The 16,153-nt window shown below is 52.2% G+C and carries 14 protein-coding genes, 1 pseudogene and 1 riboswitch; of the genes and pseudogenes, 8 read left to right on the plus strand and 7 right to left on the minus strand.

The window, feature by feature from the left end:
- Positions 1-11 precede the first annotated feature (11 nt).
- Together thiD and thiM are read right to left on the minus strand one after the other, a co-directional pair.
- Positions 12-812 carry a bifunctional hydroxymethylpyrimidine kinase/phosphomethylpyrimidine kinase gene (gene thiD / locus ACEPLT_RS14905; RefSeq protein WP_032675185.1) on the minus strand — a complete coding sequence of 267 codons (801 nt, stop codon included), beginning with the start codon at positions 810-812 and terminating at the stop codon, positions 12-14.
- The gene (thiM, locus tag ACEPLT_RS14910; protein ID WP_232928728.1) at positions 809-1,579 is read right to left on the minus strand and encodes a hydroxyethylthiazole kinase; all 771 of its coding nucleotides are present in this window, start codon (positions 1,577-1,579) and stop codon (positions 809-811) included. Before thiM ends, thiD begins: the two co-directional genes overlap by 4 nt.
- A gap of 35 nt (positions 1,580-1,614) precedes the next feature.
- A riboswitch (TPP riboswitch) is annotated at positions 1,615-1,711 on the minus strand.
- Between the two features lie 418 nt (positions 1,712-2,129).
- On the opposite strand from thiM, the gene ACEPLT_RS14915 reads away from it, so the two are divergent.
- The 5 genes from ACEPLT_RS14915 to ACEPLT_RS14935 all read left to right on the plus strand — a co-directional run bounded on the left by ACEPLT_RS14915 (position 2,130) and on the right by ACEPLT_RS14935 (position 5,684).
- A complete protein-coding gene (locus tag ACEPLT_RS14915) occupies positions 2,130-2,579 on the plus strand; it encodes an STM2901 family protein (RefSeq protein WP_071998375.1) in 450 nt (149 codons plus the stop codon).
- Positions 2,573-2,899 (plus strand): DUF1493 family protein, encoded by a 327-nt coding sequence (locus ACEPLT_RS14920; protein WP_025913229.1) that lies wholly within the window; start codon positions 2,573-2,575, stop codon positions 2,897-2,899. Before ACEPLT_RS14915 ends, ACEPLT_RS14920 begins: the two co-directional genes overlap by 7 nt.
- A gap of 18 nt (positions 2,900-2,917) precedes the next feature.
- The gene (locus ACEPLT_RS14925) at positions 2,918-3,403 is read left to right on the plus strand and encodes an Hcp family type VI secretion system effector (RefSeq protein ID WP_065102677.1); all 486 of its coding nucleotides are present in this window, start codon (positions 2,918-2,920) and stop codon (positions 3,401-3,403) included.
- Between the two features lie 588 nt (positions 3,404-3,991).
- A complete protein-coding gene (locus tag ACEPLT_RS14930; protein WP_159125495.1) occupies positions 3,992-4,999 on the plus strand; it encodes a YadA C-terminal domain-containing protein in 1,008 nt (335 codons plus the stop codon).
- Positions 5,000-5,222: 223 nt separating this feature from the next.
- A complete protein-coding gene (locus tag ACEPLT_RS14935) occupies positions 5,223-5,684 on the plus strand; it encodes a hypothetical protein (protein WP_232928730.1) in 462 nt (153 codons plus the stop codon).
- 78 nt (positions 5,685-5,762) lie between these two features.
- Here ACEPLT_RS14935 and ACEPLT_RS14940 read toward each other — a convergent pair whose 3' ends face one another.
- Positions 5,763-7,196, minus strand: coding sequence for a glycoside hydrolase family 32 protein (locus tag ACEPLT_RS14940; RefSeq protein WP_232928732.1), 1,434 nt, complete (start codon positions 7,194-7,196; stop codon positions 5,763-5,765).
- Positions 7,197-7,212: 16 nt separating this feature from the next.
- Entirely contained in the window at positions 7,213-8,454 is a 1,242-nt protein-coding gene (locus ACEPLT_RS14945) for an MFS transporter (protein WP_021241479.1), read from the minus strand.
- Positions 8,455-8,692: 238 nt separating this feature from the next.
- On the opposite strand from ACEPLT_RS14945, the gene ACEPLT_RS14950 reads away from it, so the two are divergent.
- From ACEPLT_RS14950 to ACEPLT_RS14960, 3 genes are all read left to right on the plus strand, one after another.
- The gene (locus ACEPLT_RS14950; RefSeq protein WP_021241480.1) at positions 8,693-9,700 is read left to right on the plus strand and encodes a LacI family DNA-binding transcriptional regulator; all 1,008 of its coding nucleotides are present in this window, start codon (positions 8,693-8,695) and stop codon (positions 9,698-9,700) included.
- 332 nt (positions 9,701-10,032) lie between these two features.
- Complete coding sequence (locus ACEPLT_RS14955; protein ID WP_014884533.1) at positions 10,033-11,409, plus strand: diaminobutyrate--2-oxoglutarate transaminase; 1,377 nt, start codon at positions 10,033-10,035, stop codon at positions 11,407-11,409.
- Positions 11,410-11,427: 18 nt separating this feature from the next.
- On the plus strand, positions 11,428-12,894 hold the full coding sequence (locus ACEPLT_RS14960) for a pyridoxal phosphate-dependent decarboxylase family protein (protein ID WP_032675192.1): 1,467 nt from the start codon (positions 11,428-11,430) through the stop codon (positions 12,892-12,894).
- 36 nt (positions 12,895-12,930) lie between these two features.
- Here ACEPLT_RS14960 and ACEPLT_RS14965 read toward each other — a convergent pair whose 3' ends face one another.
- From ACEPLT_RS14965 to ACEPLT_RS14975, 3 genes and pseudogenes are all read right to left on the minus strand, one after another.
- A complete protein-coding gene (locus ACEPLT_RS14965; RefSeq protein ID WP_023325651.1) occupies positions 12,931-13,446 on the minus strand; it encodes a protein disulfide oxidoreductase in 516 nt (171 codons plus the stop codon).
- A gap of 76 nt (positions 13,447-13,522) precedes the next feature.
- A pseudogene (locus ACEPLT_RS14970) lies at positions 13,523-15,702 on the minus strand (polysaccharide biosynthesis tyrosine autokinase).
- Between the two features lie 17 nt (positions 15,703-15,719).
- Positions 15,720-16,151, minus strand: coding sequence for an arsenate reductase/protein-tyrosine-phosphatase family protein (locus ACEPLT_RS14975; protein WP_021241484.1), 432 nt, complete (start codon positions 16,149-16,151; stop codon positions 15,720-15,722).
- Between the last annotated feature and the right edge of the window lie 2 nt (positions 16,152-16,153).

Below are 16,153 nucleotides of genomic sequence, written 5' to 3' on the forward strand. Positions count from 1 at the left end.
CAGTATACGGCTTACCACCATGCATGAAAATGGTGTACCGGCCCAATACCGTGACCGACTTCCAGAGTATCGGCTTTTGCCAGCGCCGCCGAGAGCCAGGCTTTTGCTTCGCTAACCGTATCGGCCCAGCTTTCATGACGTGGGCGCAGCGCCGCCAGTGCGGCCGAGAGCGTACAGCCCGTGCCGTGGGTATTTTTGGTCTGCACGCGCGGCGCGGTAAAGCGTACTTCGCCGTCGCGGGTAAAGAGCCAGTCCGGACTTTCCGGGTCATCAAGATGCCCGCCCTTCATCAGCACCGCCCCGCAGCCCATCGCCAGCAGCGCATTGCCCTGCGCTTTCATTTCCCGTTCAGTTTGCGCGTGCGGCGCGCCCAGCAGCGCGGCGGCTTCCGGAAGATTGGGAGTGATGAGCGCTACCTGCGGCAGCAGCTTATTGCGCAGCGTCTCGACGGCGGAGGCGGAGAGCAGCGGATCGCCGCTTTTTGCCAGCATGACGGTATCCAGCACCACGTTTTGCACCTGATAGCGCTTAAGCCGTTCGGCCACCGCTTCCACAATGTCCGTTTCGGCCAGCATGCCGATCTTGGTGGTATCAATACGCACGTCGCTGAACACCGAATCCAGCTGCGCGGCAACAAAATCTGGCTCGATGCGGTAGACCGACTGCACGCCGCGCGTGTTTTGCGCCACCAGCGCGGTGATGACCGAGCAGCCGTACGCGCCCAGCGCCGAGAAGGTTTTCAGGTCTGCCTGGATACCTGCGCCGCCGCTGGGATCGGTGCCGGCAATGGTCAGGGCGTTAATCCGCTTCATGCCTGCTCCTCCAGCGTGTAGAGCGCGTCGAGGAACGCGCTGGCAAAACTGCCCGGGCCGCGCGAGTGCGCAACGGCCACCGTTCCGGCCCGCTTCATCCATCCGCAGGCGGCGGCGATGTTATCCAGCCGGTCACCCGGCAGCGAGCAACTCGCCGCCACAACGGCAGAGAGCGCGCACCCGGTTCCCACCAGGCGCGTCATCAGCGGGTCACCGCCGGTTACCGTTCGGGTACGTTGCCCGTCCGTGATGTAGTCCACCTCGCCGGTGACCACCACAATCGTATTGATCTGCCGGGCCAGCGCCTGGGCAGCAGGCACCGCGCTGGCGGCGGTATCGGTCGTATCGACGCCGCGCCCGCCCGCGCTCATCCCGGCGAGGGCAAGGATTTCGGAAGCATTGCCGCGAATGGAGGCCGGTTTCAGGGCAAGGATTTGATGGCAAAACCGGGTGCGGAACGCCAGGGCGCCCACGGCAACCGGGTCCAGCGTCCAGGGTTTGCCTGCCGCTACCGCACTTTCAATCGCACGACGCATCGACTGGGCGCGCGGCGCGGTCAGCGTGCCAACGTTAACCAGCAGCGCATCGGCTATCGCGGCAAACTGCTCGGCCTCTTCGGCCTCGATCACCATCGCCGGAGATGCGCCCAGCGCCAGCAAAACGTTGGCCGTAAAGGTCTGTACGACGTCATTGGTCATGCAGTGGGTCAGCGGAGAACGGGTTCGGAAGTGGTGTAAAACGTGTAAATCGAGCAGGTCAGGCTGCATGCGTTCGCTCCTGCCTTGCGTGAAGAAGCGATGACCGGGAAGGCATCTGACTTCCCTACGCTGGCATTATCCAGATCAGGTAATACGGGTATTTCTCAGCCTTCACAAAGAAGGGCACCCCGAGTCATTTGGTAAGCATTAGCTTACTTTTTGCCAGATTAGGGGAAGTTGCTTGCTCAAGCAAGCCCACTCTTTCGGATAATAATTCTTCACGCAAGGCAGGAGCGAAAGACTTCGAATACTCAGAAAGAACAACGACACCCAATTACTCTCTGTCTTTTTAATTAAACGACTAAAAGATCCTTCACAGAAAAGAAAATAATTAACATTTTAATAGATGGTATTGAGCAGTAGCTAATGAATTCCCTTCTCTTTCCCTTATATAATTCGCTGGTATGCGACTGTCTCAATGTATAGCCTGCACACATAACCTTTATCATTTAGCCAACAGCACTTTGATTTTAAGTGCTTTTTCATAAAAACAGCTTCCCCTTTGTACTTGCACGCAGTACGATTAATCAACATGTTACCTGAAACTAAAGGGTTACTGATGGATACAGTTGAAGAATTAAATGGAACATATTTCTATCGTGGCGTATGCAATATCACTGCAGGAGAGTTATTTTTTTGGATTTTACTGGATAGAGTTAATGATCAATTTGGCGGAATTAAAGATGTTATTTCAATGAGCTGTATTATTCTGGGTCTGCCATTATTAAAAACAAGAGGTAAACCTTACGGAACCACAGCGGGTACGTCAATAGCATCAAAATACCTTCGCCAACTTCTTAACACTGAATTACCTGTAAGACTTCCAACTCTTACAGAAGCGAGCATAACAACACTTAGGCCTAAATATGTTACTAACCTGGGCGCTTTTGTAGGGCGTGGATTACCTGTTGTTGGTTGGGCTATAGTAGCGAGCGATATTAGTCAAATCGTTTATAAAACCGTTCGTGACTACAACACCATCGCACACGAGAAAGATCGCATATGGTAACAGATCAGGAAGTTTTAGAGCTATTCCGTAAAGAGTTACCTGTGTCAGGTACATTCACAGGAAAGCTGATACCGTTAGAGCTTGATGATATTCTTCAAGATTATGCAGACGATGATGATTTAATTTATTGCATTAATAAATACGACAGTTTTTTTAATATTGACATGTCAGCAATGAATTATCAGAAATATTATCCGTGGTTTAGAACGTGGTTCTTTAGAAGATGGTTTACTGATAAACCAGTAAAGCAAATCTCAAAACCTCTTACTGTAAGGATGTTTGCAGAATCGGCTAAAGCAGGAAGATGGTTATACGACTAACAGCAAGGAGCGTTAAAAATGGCTGTACCAGTGCATTTGATTTTAAAAGATGATGGTGGATCTCAGATCATGGGATCTTGTGACGTTCATGGACGTGATGGAAGCATAGAACTGCGTAGCTTACAGCATAGCGTGATCATTCCTACAGACAATTTAACAGGTAAAGTGACAGGAAGCCGGCAACATTGCTCATTCAATTTCACTAAAGAGATTGACAGTTCATCACCCTATCTGTTTAAAGCTGTTGCAACGGGGCAGACTCTTAAAAGCGCTGAGTTTAATTTCTATCGTATCAACTACAGTGGGCAAGAAGAAATTTACTACACCATTACACTAGAAAGTGTGAAAGTAGTTAGCTTTAGTCCTGTAATGCACGATACCCGAACGGCTACGGGTACAGGCCATATGGAAGATATTTCTTTAGCCTACGAGAAAATCACTCACCTTTATAAAGATGGCAATATCTTGCATTCCGATGCCTGGAACGAAAAGAAACAAGCATAGCAAAAAAACCTTTACACATGGGGCTACCCTGCCCCTCCTTCAGACTCTCCATTTTGTATAACAATTCTGTTACTAAGTCATATAAATTTATATCTAGATACATTTCGCTTGAGTTTTCAACAACAATATTTTTAGCAAAAAACTGCAGGATTACTGTTAGGCTCAGCATTGCTTTCATTCAAAACTCAAGATGGATTCAATAATAAAACAGAGAGAGAGATCCATTAACTGACATTAACTATTTCGCCTATTTTTCATCTTTCCTCGCCAGAAAACTTAAAAAATATTAATGAGTTTTTATTTCATACATATCATAAAATCAAACCAACTAAAAACTTATACCATTGATATTTAACAGATAATATCTTTTCTATTACAGCGAACTGAATTAGCTATTAATGCGATTTATGATTTAGATCAATAATTATAATTACACATTCATAGATAGTTGCTGCACGTTACGAAATAAGTTATCAAACCAAAATTTTCAACGTTAATCGTGAATTAATACAGATATAACAAGACGTTGTATCTTCCCGCCAGGATAGCGCCCTAATTTTTTCTTGTATTGATGATGAGAGCTTTAATATGAAATGTTTAAATACATCAGCTACCGCTATTTTTGTATTTGGTATTGTGTTTTCTGGTGCAACATTCGCGGCTACGATCAGCGCTGATGATGTTGTAGATTCTTTGGGCTGGACTCAAACCCAAATCAATCAACAAAATGCAGATCGTGAAGAAGCAAATCGTGTTGATATTGGTAAAAATCGCACTGATATTATCAACATGCGAGATGAAAATTTATTGCGTGATGATGCAATTAAAAGCGCAACTGATAAAGCTGACGCAGCTTTACAAGGCGTTATGACTAACGGACAAGCAATCATTGATACAAACACGAGAGTAGATAAAGCTGAATCTGATGCTGTGCTTGCTGGTGCAAAAGCTGATACAGCGCTTACTGATGCTACTGGCGCTAAAGCCGCTGCTGATCATGCCGAAATCACCGCCACTAATGCGAACAGCAAAGCAGATGCTAATACACAAACGCTTGCAAGTAAGGTAGATAAAAGCATTTTCAACGCAGATCAGGGTAGACAAGATCACGCCCTTCAGGATGCCTCTGACAAAGCGACTCAGGCATTTAATACGGGCGCTTATGCACAATCTTTAGCTGTAGATGCACAAACGATAGCCGCAGCGAATAAAGCTGCTGTTGCTAACGTTCAGTCACGCCAGCAAACGCAGGAAACGACGATTCAGAATCACAGCGCACAATTAGCGAATCATGAATCACGTATTACTGCGTTAGAGAGTCAAAATAACGCTAAGTTCTCTTCTCTGGAGAATCAGCAGAATGAGGATCGCAAGGAATATCGTGCTGGTATCGCTGGCGCTGCTTCTCTTGCTGGTTTGCATTACGTTGATACCGATAACGCGGTTGCCGTCGGTGCTGCCAACTTCAAAGATGCGCAAGGTTACGCAGTCGGTTACCGTCATAAGTTCGCTGAGAATATAGCCGCTACCCTCTCTACATCAGGTACATCCAACGGTGATGAAATTGTTGCGGCGTCCGCATCTTACGGATGGTGATTTAACAATATTAAATTAAAATGCCAGCAAATCGCCAATCAGCTAAAAAAACTTACCATTGAGTTTAATTAGCTGGCTATAACTCAATACATTGCTGCTAACACAAAAATGACAAAGTACATTTTTATCTCCGCTGTTTTGTATCTAACTTTTATTTTATTAGGGATATGGATCGGCTTGATGTTAGGCACCTATATTTATAATTGTAATTACTGAGGCAATAATGAAAAAGTTAATGATGGTAGCGTCTATATTATCTCTTGCTGCGTGTTCCTCACCAGCTCAACGGATGGCTGATTGTCAAAGCAAAGGAGTGAGTAAAGATGCTTGTTATATTGCAGAGCAAAACCGCACCACAGCCATTAACGCTGCGGCTGAAAAACAGGCTTTAGAGAATGCTGCTCAACTTGCACAGTCAGCGCACAGGCGCCTTCCTGAAGGCTGCACTCAGGTTATGGATGCTGCCGGTCGTTGTGATAGCAAGCCAGCCAAAGTAAGCGGTGATTTAAAAAAGTTATCAGGTGATGCGGATCACGTTATGAATAAGCCTGTCTCTGATGCTGCTGAATATCTGCTTTCGAAAGGCTGGAAGCCAAATAAGGGTTCATGGCACAAGGGTAGCTATATTATGCAGCTGGTTGTCGGAAAAGAGAGAGTTGTAAACGCACAATTATCAAAAATGTGATCTTTGCAGGACGCTACCACCTGATAAGATTTACGTAGCCCCATGTGTATGGGGCTTTGTTTTAGCTCGTTAATAGATTTACTCCAGCTGCCACGCCCCGCCATGAATAAGCGACGCGCCCCCCGCCCAGGCAAATAACGCCAGCTCGCGGCAGTCGGCATCAGGATATATACGGCTGCTGAGGCACGCCTCACCCTCGTTAACAAACACCTCCACGGAGGAGCTATCAAAGAACAAACGCAGATTAAGCGCGTTGCTCAGGTTAAGCGCGACGCTTCGGGTACCACACAGGCCATACTGTGGATAATGTCGCTCCAGCACCAGGCGCTGCATCTGCGCATCAACGTAGAGACGGAATCCGTTGCCAAGACGAATGCCGTACTGCTCCGCGCTGCTGTTGGCGCAATCCCACTGCAGAATGACCTCCATCGCATCGCAGTGTTCCACCAGCGTCATCTGCTGGTTATTAAGCGTACTTATCGGCCAGGGGAACCACGCCCCGCGCAGGCTTTTCACTTCTCTGGCTGGCCGCATCTGCAGGCGGTTATCCGCGCTTAGCGTCAGTTCGCGCGGTAAAGAGAGCATGCCAGCCCACCCGTCCTCCTGTTCCGGAAGGGGAGATTCCCACATGTCCAGCCAGCCGATAACGATGCGGCGGCCGTCAGGCGTCAGGAAGCTTTGCGGCGCGTAGAAATCATGCCCGTAGTCCATCTCCACAAATTCACCTTCACGCATAAAGGGCTGACCAGGCTGCCATTCGCCTACCAGATAGCCGCTCTGGAAGAGATTGCGATGTTTAAATCCGTCTGCCGCCAGTCCCTGAGGCGAAAACATTAGCACGCGTTTACCATTGAGAGTGAAAAAGTCCGGGCATTCCCACATATAACCCAGCTCTTTTTCAGCCACCGCGAGCACGCCCCTGTCCTGCCACTCGCGCAGATCGGCAGACCGGTACACACGCACCTGGCCCGTATCCCCCTCGCGCGCGCCAACGACCATGTACCACCACGCCCCTTCACGCCATACCTTCGGATCGCGGAAGTGATGCAGCCCGGGCGGTGTATCAATGACGGTCCCGTGCCGCACAAAATGGATGCCGTCACGGCTGGTTGCCAGGCACTGCACCTGGTAGAGATTAGCCTCATCGTCTGGATCGCCGTGGAATTTGTGGCCGGTGTAGATCAGCGCCAGCGTGTCGCCATCCACCACCGCTGAGCCGGAAAAACAGCCGTCCTTGTCGTCTGGCCCTTCCGGAGCCAGCGCAACCGGGAGGTGCTCCCAGCGAACTAAATCTTTGCTGCGCGCATGGCCCCAGTGCATCGGCCCCCACTGGGTCGAATACGGATGGTGTTGATAAAAGGCGTGATACCAGCCGTCAAACCAAACCAGGCCATTCGGGTCGTTCATCCAGCCAGCACGCGCGGCGAGGTGGTAACGGGGATACCAGCGCAGATTAAGCCCTTCGCGTCTGGACTGCAGTTCCTGTTCTGCTTTCGTAATGGAATACATCATTTCTCTACTCTTTCGATCAGATGGTGGAAGGTTGCGGCATGAGCGGGTCAGATGAGGACTTACCCGAGCGCAACAGGAAGATGGAGATAAACGTGGTGCTGAATACCAGTAGCCCCATGATGAGATAGGACTGGGCAAAGCCGTATTTCTCGTAGCTGTAACCTGCCAGCGGTGACAGGACCGAGGCAATCACCGAGCTTGTACAGGCAAAGCCCACCAGATAGAGGGTGGAAGAGAGCCGCTTATCAAAATGCAGGCTGTTGTATTTAAAGATGGAGACCAGCAAAACGGGTAGTTCAACCGCGTGCAACAGCTTGGTAATGGAGATCAATACCGGTCCCTCAACCAGACCCGATGCCACCATACGCATCGCCATCACCATTCCGGCGAAAATCAGGCCGTTTTTCGCACCGAGGCGATTCACCAGCCACGGGGCGCAGAACATGCCCGCCGCTTCCAGGAAAACCTGGAAGGAGTTGAGATAGCCGTACATGGCGTTTCCTTCCTGCAGCGTCGGGAACTGTGAGGAGAAATAGACCGGGAACTGCTGGTCGTAAACGCCGTAAATACAGGTGCCAATAACGAAAAACACCAGCGCCCAGAAGCGCGGCAGCGTCAACAGACGTAAGGCATCCTCCAGCGTGACCTTACCGCCGGATACCGCCTCCTGCATGGCGTGCGGCGCGGAAGAGACTCTTAGGCGCGCCAGCAACACAAAAAACACCAGCCCGGCGCAGCTCGCCACCGCGAAGTTCAGCTTCGGATTGATGTTGAACAGCAGACCGGCAAAAAAGGTTGCCACCGCCCAGCCAAGGGATCCCCACATCCTCGCCTTGCCAAACTCAAACTGACTCTGGCGGGCCACGCGCTCGGTATAGGATTCCAGTACACCAATCCCGCCGTTAAACGTCAGCCCGATATAAATCCCGCCGAAAATACTGCCGAGTAACACGTTAATCTGCAGCAGATAACCAAACAGCAGGAAGGCCGGACCGGAAAGAATGAGCAGGCTGGTCAGAAACCAGAGCAGGTTTTTTCGCAGGCCGAGCTTGTCCTGAATGAAGCCGTAGCAGATTTGCGCGCACAGCGCGGAGACGGACAGCACGGCATAGATGACCCCCGTATCCCCTGCCTTTAACCCCACCTCCTGGTGGAGCCAGATAGAGAGCAACGAGCCGGAAGATGACCACGTGACAAAAAAGAAAAACAGTAATGCGCTTAATAAAGGGTAGCTGTGAGAGTGATGCGTTTTCATCATGACATTCTCATGTTGGAGTAATGACACAATGGTAACGTTAACATTTACGCTTTCTCATGCTGTTTGGCTGAAATTTAAGATGTTAATCACGAAAGTTAACGTTAACATTAAGAGAATGAGATCGCGATCAAATATTCATCACTGAGGTAAACATGACCCGGCCTGGGCATCAGCCTTTCTTTTACATCAGCGACTTAGTTGTATACCCTTTCACGCAGAACATTCACGGAGTAAGACAATGGCTTCCCTGAAGGACGTCGCAAAGCTGGCTAACGTATCGCTGATGACGGTCTCCCGCGCGCTGAACAGCCCGGAGCGCCTTAAGCCGGAAACGCTGGCGCGCGTTCAGCTGGCTATTGAGCAGACCAGCTACGTGCCCGATCTGTCCGCCAAGAAAATACGCGGCGCGCATGCCTCGCCTAAAACCATAGGGGTACTGGCGCTCGATACGGTGACGACGCCGTTCTCGGTGGAGATCACGCTGTCTATTGAAGAGACGGCCAGAATGCACGGCTGGAACAGCTTCGTGATGAATATGTTTACCGATGACAATCCGGACGCCATTGTCGACCTTCTCCTCTCTCATCGGCCCGACGGAATTATCTACACCACCATGGGGTTACGTCAGGTTCCTCTCCCGGCCAAACTCCTCACCCTTCCCTGCGTGCTGGCCAACTGCGAAAGCGACGGCGAAAAGGTTGCCAGCTATATTCCCGATGATGAGCAGGGGCAATATACCGCCGTGCGGGCGTTACTCGCGGAGGGTTATCGACGCCCTCTCTGCCTGCATTTACCTGAGGGGCATCTGGCCACAACCCGCCGTCGTCAGGGGCTGGAGCGTGCATGCCGTGAAGCGGGGCTCGATCCGGACAGCCTGGAGCACTGCTATATGGCACTCGGCGATGAGCACTATCGCGACATTCCGGCCGTGTTGCTGGCGCACATGCAGAATGGCATTCCCAGGTTCGACGCCGTTATCTGCGGTAACGATCGTATCGCGTTTATGGTGTACCAGACGCTACTGGGACAAGGGCTTCGTATACCGGACGACGTCGCGGTGATCGGCTATGACAATATGGTGGGCATTGGGGAGTTGTTCCTTCCTCCTCTCACGACGGTACAACTGCCGCACTATGAAATTGGTCGCCTGAGCGCCCTGCATATTATTAACGGTGAAGAACATCAGGAAACCACGCGCGTAGAAAGTCCATTTTTACTGCGTGATTCCGTTGCACAGGCAACGTGAGCACCGTTTTCTGCACCTGCCGGATAAACAGGGAAAGCTTCCCTCCTTTTATGCCGTTCAATGGCACGATTTGTCACACTCTTTTCTGCGACTTTACACACCGGGCAAATAGCCTGTAACTAGCTGTTTTTATTTGGCATAAAATACAATTTTCATTTTAAAAAAGGGGATATTTCCTCGCTATACACACGTGTCACAAAACAGTAAACAAATTAACCATTGAGCCCCGTGGCAAAAGGCTCTATATTGGCGGCGTTTTTTTCAGGCCCCTTCTGTTTTTTAACTTTTTATTCAATCGTGGCTCATAACGAAGCGGCGGTTGTAGGAGTGATATGATGACGGATAAAGTCCGTATTGACACCGTAGATGCCCACAAAAGCAACGAAACCTATCTGGCCCGTCAGGCCGAGTTTGAATCTAACGTCAGGAGTTATCCGCGCAAACTGCCTTTAGCCATCACTAAAGCAGAAGGCGTGTGGATCACCGATGCAGATAATAAAGAATACCTTGACTGTTTAGCAGGTGCAGGGACCCTTGCGCTTGGCCATAACCATCCTGATGTGCTGAAAAGCATCCAAAATGTCATTACCAGCGGCTTGCCGTTACATACTCTGGATCTGACTACGCCTCTGAAAGACGCGTTTTCCGAATACCTGCTCTCTCTGCTGCCTGGTCAGGGCAAAGAGTACTGCCTGCAGTTCACCGGTCCATCCGGTGCTGACGCCGTTGAAGCAGCGCTGAAGCTGGCGAAAAAAGTGACCGGCCGTAGCGGTATCATCAGCTTCTCTGGTGGTTACCACGGCATGACCCACGGCGCACTGTCCGTGACCGGCAACCTGTCACCGAAAGAAGCGGTAGACGGTATGATGCCAGAAGTGCAGTTCATGCCTTACCCGCACGAATACCGCTGCCCGCTGGGTATCGGTGGTGAAGCGGGCGTGAAAGCGCTGACTTACTACTTCGATAACCTGATCAACGACGTTGAAAGCGGCGTGCGTAAACCTGCTGCGGTGATCCTGGAAGCGGTTCAGGGCGAAGGCGGCGTGAACCCGGCTCCGGCTGAGTGGCTGCAGCGCATCCGTAAAGTGACTCAGGAACACGGCATTCTGCTGATCCTCGACGAAGTTCAGGCTGGCTTTGCCCGTACCGGTAAATTCTTCGCCTTCGAACACGCGGGCATCGAGCCAGACATCATCGTGATGTCTAAAGCAGTCGGTGGCGGTCTGCCGCTGGCCGTACTCGGTATCAAAAAGCAGTTCGACGCATGGGCGCCAGGTCACCACACCGGTACCTTCCGCGGCAACCAGCTGGCGATGGCAACCGGTCTGACGACGCTGAAAATCCTGAAAGACCAGAACATCGCAGGCAAAGTGGCGGCACAGGGCGAATGGCTGAAAGGCCAGCTGAAAGAGATGGCGAAACGTTATCCGGTTATCGGTCACGTTCGCGGTCTGGGCATGATGATCGGTATTGAGATCGTTAAGCCGCACGAAGCCGCTGACCACATGGGTTGCTTCCCGGGCGACGGCGAGCTGTCTGCACTGATTCAGAAGAAGTGCTTCGAAGCCGGTCTGATTCTGGAGCGCGGTGGTCGTAACGGTATCGTTCTGCGTCTGCTGCCTTCTCTGCTGATCAGCGATGAAGAGCTGAAGATCTTCCTGGATAAATTTGAGCAGGCACTGCTTGCTGCGGGCGTTCGCCCGGCGTAACCGGAGTTATTGATTACGATGTCTGATTCAAACCCAATTTTGTTCTCCTCTGCGCAGAGCATTGAAGCTTACCAGCAGGCGATTGAACAAAGCACTCAGGCTGTGATGCAGTGGCTGAAACAGCCTGAGATGTACCAGGGCAAAACGGTCGAGGAACTGCGCGACCGTATTAAGCTAGATTTCAACCCGAAAGGGCTGGGCAACGAAGCGGCGATTGAACGCGCCGTGGAGTTCTTCCTGAAAGACAGCCTGTCCGTTCATCACCCGCAGTGTGTGGCGCACCTGCACTGCCCAAGCCTGGTCGTAAGCCAGGCGGCGGAAGTGCTGATCAACGCCACTAACCAGAGTATGGACTCCTGGGATCAAAGCCCGTCCGCAACCATCATCGAGATCAAACTGATCGAGTGGCTGCGTACCCGCGTGGGTTATCAGGCTGGCGACGCCGGTGTCTTCACCAGCGGCGGAACCCAGAGCAACCTGATGGGCCTGATGCTGGCGCGCGATGCGTTCTTTGCGCGTCAGGGTCACTCCGTTCAGCAGGACGGTCTGGTGGGCGATCTGCGTAAGATCCGCGTACTGTGCTCTGAAAACGCGCACTTCTCCGTGCAGAAAAACATGGCGCTGATGGGTCTGGGCTACCAGTCCGTGGTGCAGGTGAAAACGGACGAATTCTCCCGCATGGATCTGACCGATCTGGCGGCGAAAATCGAACAGTGCAATGCGAACGGCGAGCAGATTCTGGCGATCGTCGCAACGGCAGGTACCACCGATGCCGGCGCTATCGATCCGCTGCGCGCCATTGCCGAGCTGGCGGCGAAGCAGAACATCTGGGTACACGTTGATGCGGCCTGGGGCGGCGCGCTGCTGATGTCTGAGCAGTATCGTCACTACCTGGACGGCATTGAGCTGGTGGATTCCGTCACCCTGGACTTCCACAAGCAGTTCTTCCAGACCATCAGCTGCGGCGCGTTCCTGCTGAAAGAAGCGCGCCACTATGAGCTGATGCGCTATCAGGCGGCTTACCTGAACTCTGAGTTCGACGAAGAAGCCGGCGTGCCGAACCTGGTCTCCAAATCTCTGCAGACCACCCGTCGTTTCGACGCGCTGAAGCTGTGGATGAGCCTGGAAGCGCTGGGTCAGGAGCAATACGCGGCGATCATCGATCACGGCGTGACCCTGGCACAGCAGGTTGCGGCGTACGTGAAATCGCAGCCTGCGCTGGAACTGGTTATGCAGCCGCAGCTGGCAAGCGTGCTGTTCCGCTTCCGTGGCGAGGTGCAGACGGATGACGCGGGCATCGCCCTGCTGAACCAGAAAATTGGTGATGCGCTGCTGGAATCCGGCCGTGCAAACGTCGGCGTGACCGAGCATAACGGCGTGACCTGCCTGAAGCTGACGCTGCTGAACCCAACCGTGACGCTGGAAGATATCAAAATCCTGCTGTCTCTGGTTGAGCGTACCGCGCAGGAAGTTCTGGCTAAGTAATATAAAACCCCTCTCCCGCCGGGAGAGGGGTTATTCTTATAAGCCCGCCCACCACATCCTGATTTTTAATCCCCAGTAGCTCGTCCAGCCCGTTGTGGTACTGACCACGTTCCCCTTCGATACAATGACTAACGTCGGCGTCACGCTCACCTGCCACGCCTGCGACAGCGCACCGTTTTCATCGTTTATCACCGGCATTTTAAGCTGTTTCTTGTCAACCCAGCGTGCAAGCTTTGCGTTATCACCAGAGCGCATGGCGATACTCACCACGTTCCCGCCCTCTTCTGCCAGCTGATTAACCGCAGGCGTGGTGTAACGGCAAATGCTGCACCAGGTCGCCCAGACGTAGATCAGCAGCGGACGCTCCTGGCTGAGCGCCGCAATATCATGCATTTTTCCGTCGATGCTCGTCATCGGCGTTGCACTAAAACTGGCGGGAAGTGTCGGTTTTCGGTATTGATCAACTCCCCACGCCACGGCCAGCGTCAGCAGAACGAGTATTACCCCTTCCCGCGCCCAGCGGCGCAGTCGATTGATTTTGCGGTTATCCATTGTGACCTCGCGTTTTAACGAAGGTCATCTTAACGGGCAATACACCATCACGCTGTAAAGAAATGTCGCGCCAGGGTTACTCCCGGGTATAGCCATAGTCGTAAGCGCTATACCCCGAGTTGTAATAGAGCGCCGCCGATTTCACAATGTCATTAAGGATCACGCCATTCACCTTTACGTTCATCCGTTCCATACGCTTAAGGCTGGTCTCGATCTCTTTCACGCTGGTTTTACCAAAGCGGGCGACCAGCAGCGTAGTGGCTGCTGCTCTGGCGATCAGCAAAGCATCCGTCACGGCAAGCACAGGTGGAGTGTCGATAATCACGATGTCATACCGCTTTTCAATCTGCGCCATCACATCCTGGAAGCGTTCACTCATGAGCAGGTCAACGGGATGCGTAGGTTGGGGTCCGCAGGTCAGTACATCAAAACCGCCTTTCTCAAAGCGTTGAACCGCCTCCTGCCACTCAACGGTTCCGTCGAGCACGCAGGACAACCCCCGATGATTGTTCAGCCTGAACACATTGTGGACATACCCTTTACGCATATCCGCATCAATAAACAGCACCCGCTGTCCGGCCTGTGCCACAATCGACGCCAGTGAAGTACTGACCAGCGTCTTTCCGCAGTCCTGCGTGGGGCCAGACACCACGACAACCCGGTTTGCGGTATCCATCATGGTAAAATGCAAACTGGTGCGCAGCCCACGCATCGCCTCGACAAACGTATCAGCCGGACGGTCAATGGGCAGGAAAGGCACGTTGGATATCCTGTGCTTCCAGTGGGAAGTAAACAGGTTTCTCCTGCGCAGGTGCGTTTTTTTCCATAACCATACCGAGCGCGGAAGCGTTACCAGCAGCGGCATCCCGAATTCTTCAAGTTGTTCTGACGAGGTAATGCCCCGCTTGAAGGCGGAACGCACTAAAACCGTTCCGGCAGAGAGGAGCAGCCCTATCATCATACCAAACAGAGTGATGAGGGCTTTGCGCGGTTTGACAGGGGCCGGCTGCGTCACCGCCGGGTCTATGATCCGCACATTCCCGATAGCGCTGGAGCGCGAGATGCTCAGCTCTTGCTGACGCGTCAGCAACTGCATGTATACGGCGCGCCCGGATTCAACATCACGACTCAGCGTAATATTTCCTGCTGCGTGGATGGCATGGAGGAGACGCGGCTATACAGGCGCGCGCGTTCCCGCTCAAGCGTTTGTTTTTTCTCCAGTAAAGCACGGTAGGTGGGATGGTCCTTTTTGAACAGCTGAGAGACCTCTGCCTCGCGAAACGTCAGCTCGTTAAGCTGATTTTCCACGTTAACCACCTGATCTAGAACCGACTTTGCCTCAAGAGATAAATCGACCGAATCGCTTTGCTCTCGATAAGCATTCAGTCGCGCCTCGGCTTCATCCAGTTCGCGACTGATTTTAGGTAACTGATCCTGTAAGAACGTGAGGCTACGGGAATCTTTAGCTTCCTGGCGCGCAATGTTCTGGCTGAGAAAATTTTCGGCAATCGTATTAAGTACCGTAGCGGTCTTGCCGGGATCGTCACCCGTTAACGTTAAGGCGATCATTCCACTCTGTTTCGACGACTCCACAACCGTCAGTCTGCTCTGAATGGCGTTGATCGCCTCAAGCCTGGTAACGATGCTGAGGGTAAACTGGGTTCCCGGTGCCGCATTGAGGGAGGTCACCAGAAGAGAGACGCCCTCTTTAAGTAGCGCTTTTCCAACAACGCCCTCTGCCTCAAGCGTTTGTCCCTCAAGACGATATCGCCCTTGCTCGAGAACAGTGAGTAAAAGCGTTTGTGGATCCCCCTCCACAGACGGAATATTCAGCGAGCCAATCGTGATTTCAGCGGGGTTGCGCCCCTGCACATGCTCCCAGAAAGCTCCAATGACGGGGAACAAGCGCCTATTAACCTCGTAGGTCAGCCCTAACCGATCAACGGTCTGTCCGAGGACCATCCGTGATTTAAGGAGTAAAAGTTCTGGAGCGACATCGGGTGAGAGATCGGATCTGAGCGAGGTCAGGTTCTTGAGCAGCGCGTTGCCCTGCTTCGCTTCGACCTGCACCAGGGCATCAGCCTGATAAACCGGCGTGACGCTGAAGGCGTAGATCCCCGCACATACCGTGAACAGAAGCGTAACACACGCGATCATTACCCGGTGATCGAACATCTCAGCAAGCAACTGAATGAGATCCATTTCGTTATTCTGCGGTGTCGCAGCACTATATTTGTCTGATTTAGAAGACGACATTACGGCTTCATTCCTTGTTAACTCAAACGACGAGCCCATTCCTGACTGGCTTTCCCCAATTGCCCGAAAACATATTCAAAGGCTTCACGGCTTTTGCGATACGGGTCGGGAATGTCCTGGGTTTCCAGCCATTGTCCAAATAGCAGCGATTTTCCCCGGTTCTCCGGGGCCATTGTGGCAATAAAACGAAGGTGTTCCGGCTCCATCACCAGAATCAAGTCGGACTGTTGCAACAGACTGCACGTCACCCTGCGGGCAACGTGCCCCTCCAGCGAAAGGCCGTGACGCAAGGCCACAGCCTGCGCACTCGCATCCGCCGGGCGTCCTTCTAGTCCGAAAATACCTGCAGAGGTGACCTGCCTGCCGGGTAATTGCTGACGCAATAGCCGCTCACCAATGGGTGAGCGGCAAATATTGCCGGTGCAGACCACTAAGATTGAATGGAACATGA

This window comes from Enterobacter sp. fkY84-1 (assembly GCF_052974705.1).

Bases quoted from the DNA above. Each gene is read 5' to 3' on its own strand.
- thiD (WP_032675185.1), bottom strand. From the start codon at position 812: ATGAAGCGGATTAACGCCCTGACCATTGCCGGCACCGATCCCAGCGGC.
- thiM (WP_232928728.1), bottom strand. From the start codon at position 1,579: ATGCAGCCTGACCTGCTCGATTTACACGTTTTACACCACTTCCGAACC.
- ACEPLT_RS14915 (WP_071998375.1), top strand. From the start codon at position 2,130: ATGGATACAGTTGAAGAATTAAATGGAACATATTTCTATCGTGGCGTA.
- ACEPLT_RS14920 (WP_025913229.1), top strand. From the start codon at position 2,573: ATGGTAACAGATCAGGAAGTTTTAGAGCTATTCCGTAAAGAGTTACCT.
- ACEPLT_RS14925 (WP_065102677.1), top strand. From the start codon at position 2,918: ATGGCTGTACCAGTGCATTTGATTTTAAAAGATGATGGTGGATCTCAG.
- ACEPLT_RS14930 (WP_159125495.1), top strand. From the start codon at position 3,992: ATGAAATGTTTAAATACATCAGCTACCGCTATTTTTGTATTTGGTATT.
- ACEPLT_RS14935 (WP_232928730.1), top strand. From the start codon at position 5,223: ATGAAAAAGTTAATGATGGTAGCGTCTATATTATCTCTTGCTGCGTGT.
- ACEPLT_RS14940 (WP_232928732.1), bottom strand. From the start codon at position 7,196: ATGATGTATTCCATTACGAAAGCAGAACAGGAACTGCAGTCCAGACGC.
- ACEPLT_RS14945 (WP_021241479.1), bottom strand. From the start codon at position 8,454: ATGATGAAAACGCATCACTCTCACAGCTACCCTTTATTAAGCGCATTA.
- ACEPLT_RS14950 (WP_021241480.1), top strand. From the start codon at position 8,693: ATGGCTTCCCTGAAGGACGTCGCAAAGCTGGCTAACGTATCGCTGATG.
- ACEPLT_RS14955 (WP_014884533.1), top strand. From the start codon at position 10,033: ATGATGACGGATAAAGTCCGTATTGACACCGTAGATGCCCACAAAAGC.
- ACEPLT_RS14960 (WP_032675192.1), top strand. From the start codon at position 11,428: ATGTCTGATTCAAACCCAATTTTGTTCTCCTCTGCGCAGAGCATTGAA.
- ACEPLT_RS14965 (WP_023325651.1), bottom strand. From the start codon at position 13,446: ATGGATAACCGCAAAATCAATCGACTGCGCCGCTGGGCGCGGGAAGGG.
- ACEPLT_RS14975 (WP_021241484.1), bottom strand. From the start codon at position 16,151: ATGTTCCATTCAATCTTAGTGGTCTGCACCGGCAATATTTGCCGCTCA.